Annotated in this window: 5 protein-coding genes and 1 tRNA gene; 2 read left to right on the top strand and 4 right to left on the bottom strand. The window is 65.7% G+C overall.

The features are described from left to right. The 3 genes from RMO57_RS03565 to RMO57_RS03555 all read right to left on the bottom strand — a co-directional run. On the bottom strand, nt 1-707 hold a 707-nt coding region (locus RMO57_RS03565; RefSeq protein ID WP_310384290.1), incomplete at its 3' end, for a hypothetical protein. Then, nucleotides 704-1,915, bottom strand: a complete 1,212-nt coding sequence (locus tag RMO57_RS03560; RefSeq protein ID WP_310384288.1) for a GGDEF domain-containing protein — start codon at nt 1,913-1,915, stop codon at nt 704-706. The genes RMO57_RS03560 and RMO57_RS03565, both read right to left, overlap by 4 nt. A gap of 17 nt (nt 1,916-1,932) precedes the next feature. Then, on the bottom strand, nt 1,933-2,901 hold the full coding sequence (locus RMO57_RS03555; protein ID WP_310384285.1) for a septal ring lytic transglycosylase RlpA family protein: 969 nt from the start codon (nt 2,899-2,901) through the stop codon (nt 1,933-1,935). 86 nt (nt 2,902-2,987) lie between these two features. Here RMO57_RS03555 and RMO57_RS03550 point away from each other — a divergent pair, with 86 nt between their 5' ends. Both RMO57_RS03550 and nadC read left to right on the top strand, forming a co-directional pair. Further along, nucleotides 2,988-3,686 (top strand): fumarylacetoacetate hydrolase family protein, encoded by a 699-nt coding sequence (locus tag RMO57_RS03550; RefSeq protein ID WP_310384292.1) that lies wholly within the window; start codon nt 2,988-2,990, stop codon nt 3,684-3,686. Nucleotides 3,687-3,691: 5 nt separating this feature from the next. After that, entirely contained in the window at nt 3,692-4,555 is an 864-nt protein-coding gene (gene nadC, locus RMO57_RS03545; protein ID WP_310384283.1) for a carboxylating nicotinate-nucleotide diphosphorylase, read from the top strand. A 235-nt stretch (nt 4,556-4,790) separates the two neighbouring features. Here the strand turns inward: nadC and RMO57_RS03540 are convergent. Beyond that, nucleotides 4,791-4,865, bottom strand: a tRNA-Arg gene (locus RMO57_RS03540). Between the last annotated feature and the right edge of the window lie 447 nt (nt 4,866-5,312).

The following is a 5,312-nucleotide window of genomic DNA, read 5'->3' as shown; positions in this document are numbered from 1 at the left end:
TCGCGCCGGGTCAGCCGCTGAATCTGCAGAATCACCCGCGTTAGCACCAACAAGGCCATGGTGGCGTTGATCAACAGCCCCAAGGCCAGCATGGACCAGAGCCAGCCGAGCTGAAATTCGCTGGACGCCAGCAGCTCGAAGGCGACGGCCGGGCTTCGGAACGTGTTCAGCAAGGGCAGCAGCAGGAACAGCGCGATCACCAGCAGCGGCGCGCTCAGCCGGGCAGACGAACGCCGCGACAAGCGCGTGCGCAATTGCCGCCACGCATCTTGGGTGGCCAGCAGCGTCAACACCAGCGTGCTGCCGAAGACGATGCGCGTGTGCCAGCGTATATCGCCTTCAAAAGGCAGCCAAGCGAGGGCCGCCGCCGCGGGCACCAGCAGCAGCAAAGCGCTGCGCCAGGCCAGGCCCGCGCTGAGCGAGGACGGGCTCTCGCTCAAGGCCGGCATGACTGCGCGCAGCGTCGCCAAGGTGGCAATCGCCAGCACGTCCGAGCCCCAGAAAGCCAGCCACGCCGGCGCCTGTCCACGCAGGGATTGGGTCGCCAGGGCCGCCGCCAACAAGCCATTCGCCAACGCCATGCCGACCGATGCGCGGGGCGCCACGCGTGCCACCCCGGCCAGTAAGAGCCAGGCGACGCTGGCGAAGCCGCACACCAAGATGGTGGCGGCCAGCAGCGTAAAGGGATCGGAGGGCAAACCGTTCATGAGGCCTCCGCCGGCGTGCGGCCGAGCGCGGCATCGGGGTCGGCATCGGGGTCGGCCACACAGACCCGGTCACGGCCGGCCGCCTTGGCGCGGTAGACCAGCCGATCGGCCAGCGCCAGTGTGTTGTCGCCCTGCGGGTCAGCACGCTGACAAGCGACGACGCCGAAGCTGGCCGTCATCACCAGCGGCGCACCCTGCCATGGCAGCGATTGCTGGCGCAGCGCCGCGCACATGCGCTGCGCCACCCGGCCGGCATCGTCCAGCGAGGTGTGCGGCAGCAGCAGGCAGAACTCCTCGCCGCCGAGCCTTCCAAGCCGGTCCAGCTCGCGCATATTGGCGCGCAACACCGCCACCAGATGCAGCAAGGCGGCATCGCCGGCGGCGTGGCCAAACTGATCATTGATGCGTTTGAAATGGTCCACATCAATCATCACCAAGCTGTGCAGCTGGCCACGTTCGACCTGCGCCTGCAGCGTTTGCAGCTCGGTAGCCAGGGCGCGCCGGTTCAGCGCGTCGGTCAGCGGGTCGCGTCGCGTCATGTGCTGAATCCGTGCGATCAGGCGCATCACGACAATGCTGACCAGCCCCAAGGCGATCAGCAGCGCCATCAGCAAATACAGCCAGGCCAGGGTCGACTGGGACAAGCTGCCCTGCATCAAAAAGCCGCGCGCATCCTGCACCCACAGCAAGCTGGCGCTACGCGCCAGCAAGAGCAGGCCGGTCAGAAAAAAGGGCATCGCCAGCAGCGCCGTCAACCAGGCCGGCTGCACGGCGCGGCAGCCGCTCAAGACATCACGCGCGCAGCAAATAGACAACAGCGCCGAAGCCAGCACCAGCGGCGGCAAACTCGGCCCATCGCCGCCCAACCAATCGCCAGCCAGCATCAGCAGCGCCGCGCTGCCGGTGATGACGGCCACATCGCCCCAGTGCTGGCGCAAACGCATCAGCCTGCGCACGCCCAAGCTCATCAAGGCAAAGGCGGCCAAGCTGCACAGCGATTGTGGCCAAACGCCCAAAGCGCTGGGCCACCAGCTTTGGCAGGGCAAGCACAGCAGGCTGGGAATGAACAAGACATAGGCCGCGCACAAGCGCGAGCCGGCGGCGGGTGCGATGCGAAACGCGCGCACCAAAACCAGCCAGACCATGGCCATGAAGCCGTTGACGACGGCGGTGACCAGCGCGAGGGTCTGCGCGTCGGAGGGGGGCATGAGCGGCGGGCGTCCAGTCAGCGCCGCTCGACCACCAAGGCATTCATATTCAGGGCCAGCTTGACCCGCTCGGCCGCCATATGCGCATCGGCGCGCGAGCTGTAGGGGCCGGCTTGCAGGCGGTGCAGGCCGCCGTCTTTGAACACCGCCAACAGCGGTGCCATCCAATCCAGCTCTTGCAACAACTTCTGACGGAACTGCTCGGCGCCGTCGAGCTTGGCATAAGCACCCATCTGGACCCAGAAGCCGGGCGCGGCGTGGCGCGGCAGCGTTACCACCGGCACTTCGGGTGCGCTTTTGGTGGCCACCATGAAGGGGCTCAGCGGCTGCGGCGCACCGGCCGGCTGAGTGGAGGCGAACAGCGGCGCGTCGACCGGGCCGCGTTGCCAGGCGCCGCTGCGAATGTCCTCAAACGTGATGCGCTCCAGCTCAACCGGGGCGACGCCGCGCAACACATCCAGCTTCAGTGCGGCGGTGTAGCTGAGATCAATGATGCGGGTCGAATGAAAGGGCCCGCGGTCATTGATGCGCACCAGCACCTCGCGGCCATTGGCCGGGTTGCGCACCCGGGCATAACTCGGAATCGGCAGGGTCGGGTGCGCCGCCGTCATTGCATACATATTGTAAATTTCACCGCTGCTGGTGGAGCGGCCGTGAAACTTCTTGCCGTACCAGGAAGCAAGGCCGCGCTCGATCAGCGGCGCATCACTGGTGATGGGCTCGTAGCGCTGGCCCAAGACTTCGTAGGGCTTGTTGGGCCCGCCCTTGCGGATGGGCTCGATCTGCGGCTGGGCGTCGGGCACTTGTTGCAAATTGGCCGGGATGATGGCTTCGGGGCCGTCTTTGCCGCCGTCTTTGCCGCCATACGCCGCCGCATTCAGCGGCGCACGGCTGGCGCAGCCGGCTAGGCCAAGGGCGGCCGTGGCCAGCAAGGGCAGGGCGCACCGGCCGAACCAGCCTGAGCAAGAGAGCGAAAGTTTCAACATGGGCGCTACCCTAAACCATTTCGGCTTCAGGGCCAAGCGGCGCGAACAGTCGTATGCTGCGCGCACCTTCGTTTTCGGGTCTGCATATGAGCGACTACATCTTTCCTCCGGCCGTTCAGCCCAGCGTGGCCGTGCGCGGCACGGCCGCCCGCTATGCCGTCGCACGGATCTTTTGCGTCGGCCGCAACTACGCCGCCCATGCCCGCGAGATGGGCTCGGACCCGGACCGCGAGCCGCCGTTCTATTTCAGCAAGCCGGCCTGCGCCCTGGTGCCCTCGGGCAGCCATGTGGCCTACCCGCCCGCCACCCAGAACTACCACTACGAGATGGAGCTGGTGGTCGCTATCGGCGCGCCGGTGTTCAAGGTGACGCCTGAGGTGGCGCGTGCCGCGGTGTGGGGCTACGGCGCCGGCCTCGACATGACACGGCGTGACCTGCAGGCCGAGGCCAAGGCGCATGGCCGGCCTTGGGACACCGCCAAGGGCTTTGATCAATCGGCCGTTATCACCGAGCTGGTGCGTGCCAGTGAGACCGGGGCCATGGCGGCCGGCGCGATCACGCTGTCCGTCAACGGCATTGAGAAACAGCGCGGTGATTTGGCCGACATGATCTGGAATGTTGCCGAGATCGTCGCCAACCTGTCCCAGCTCTACCATCTGCAGCCCGGTGATTTGATCTACACCGGCACGCCCGACGGTGTCGGCGCTGTGCTGCCGGGCGATGTGATCAGCGGCCAGATCGCCGGCCTGCCTAGCGTGAGCCTGACCATTACCCAACCCGACTGACTGGTATGTTCGACCACAACGAAACCCTTGCCGAGGCGCGCCAGCGCAATATCCGCGACGCCTTGTTCGAAGACATTGGCGTGTGTGACTGGACCGCGCAGCTGGTGCCGGCCGGCCGCCGCGTCAAGGCCCATGTGCGGGTGCGTGAGGCGGCCGTGCTGTGTGGGCGCGACTGGTTCGAGGGCGTGTTCGCGGCGCTTGACCCGAGTAGTCGGATTGAATGGCTGTACGCCGAGGGCGCCGAAATGGCGGCCGACACGCTGGTTTGCCGCATTGAGGCCGATGGCAGGCTGCTCTTGTCGGCCGAGCGACCGGCGCTGAACTTTTTGCAACTGCTGTCGGCCACCGCGACGCTGACGCACGCGCACATGAGCGCGATCGCCGGCGCCAGCAGCAACCCACGCGGCTGCGTGGTGCTCGACACCCGCAAGACCCTGCCGGGCCTGCGGCTGGCGCAGAAATACGCGGTACGCGTCGGCGGCGGCGCCAACCAGCGGCTGGCGCTGTATGACGGCATCCTGATCAAGGAGAACCATATCGCCGCTGCCGGGGGCGTCAGCGCCGCACTGCGCGCCGCTCAAGCCTTGAGTTCGGGCGTGGGCATCCAGGTCGAGGTCGAGTCCATGGCCGAGTTGCAAGAGGCGTTGGATGCGGGCGCGGTCAGTGTGCTGTTGGATGAGTTCAGCGAGCCCATGATGCGTGAGGCGGTGGCCTTGAGCGCTGGTCGGGCGCTGCTGGAAGTGTCCGGCGGTGTGGCGCTAGACCAGCTGCGCTGGATCGCCGCCACCGGCGTCGACCGCATCTCGATCGGCCGGCTGACCAAGGATGTGCGGGCGGTGGATTATTCGATGCGGGTAGATGTGGGTTGAGGGTTTGGTTTTTCTGGCTATGGGCAATTGCAGGCGGGATCGGTCAGCATGGCATCAACTCCGGGGGAACAGAAGCCCGCCAAGCGGGGGCAATGGCTTTTTGTTCCCCCAGGTGTTTCCCCGCCTTGCTTGCGCTGTAAAGCCCCGACATGCGCCAACATGACGTAAAAAAACCCCTAAGTCGTTGATTTACTTAGGGGCTTGATGCTTTGTGAACCCTTGTGATTCACTGATTTGGTGCGACCGGCAAGAATCGAACTTGCGCCTAAGCCTTCGGAGGGCCCAATGATATCCACTTCACCACGGTCGCTGACTGGAGCAGGATTCTAACCCGCGCGTGCTTGGGTCCTGGCAAACTCGGCCAGCAGGGCCAAAATTGCCGCCATCGCGGCGGCAGCCGCGGCTTGACGCAGAGCGTCTCGCATTGCGCCAGCAAGTTGGCATACAGGCCGGGCGCGCCGGGGCGCCGCGCCAGCACCCCCGGCTGCGGCCGGAATATCAGCCGGCAGATTTGGCAACAAGGGTGGCGCCACGCCAACGTCCCTGAGTCCATGGGTGCAGCGCACTCGATATAATCTTGCGGTTTTGCGCCCCGCGTTTTGTGGGGCACAGCCTTTCTTCTGTCTGCCCCAACACGGCTAATCGGCCAACGAGGATTACATGAGCGCAAATAACAATCACGAGAACACAAAAGCTCAAGCTCAAGCGCAGGCAAACGCACAAGCACACGCACACGATGAAGAGGCCCACGAAGGCC

Origin of the sequence: Roseateles sp., from assembly GCF_031397715.1 — a bacterium.
In the GTDB taxonomy this organism is placed as follows: domain Bacteria; phylum Pseudomonadota; class Gammaproteobacteria; order Burkholderiales; family Burkholderiaceae_C; genus Paucibacter_A.
The sequence above is the reverse complement of the archived record's forward strand: the minus strand, read 5'-3'. Positions and strand labels throughout refer to the sequence as shown.

What these genes read in the sequence shown, in the direction of transcription:
- RMO57_RS03560 (WP_310384288.1), bottom strand. Translation starts at nt 1,915, where the DNA reads ATGCCCCCCTCCGACGCGCAGACCCTCGCGCTGGTCACCGCCGTCGTC.
- RMO57_RS03555 (WP_310384285.1), bottom strand. Translation starts at nt 2,901, where the DNA reads ATGTTGAAACTTTCGCTCTCTTGCTCAGGCTGGTTCGGCCGGTGCGCC.
- RMO57_RS03550 (WP_310384292.1), top strand. Translation starts at nt 2,988, where the DNA reads ATGAGCGACTACATCTTTCCTCCGGCCGTTCAGCCCAGCGTGGCCGTG.
- nadC (WP_310384283.1), top strand. Translation starts at nt 3,692, where the DNA reads ATGTTCGACCACAACGAAACCCTTGCCGAGGCGCGCCAGCGCAATATC.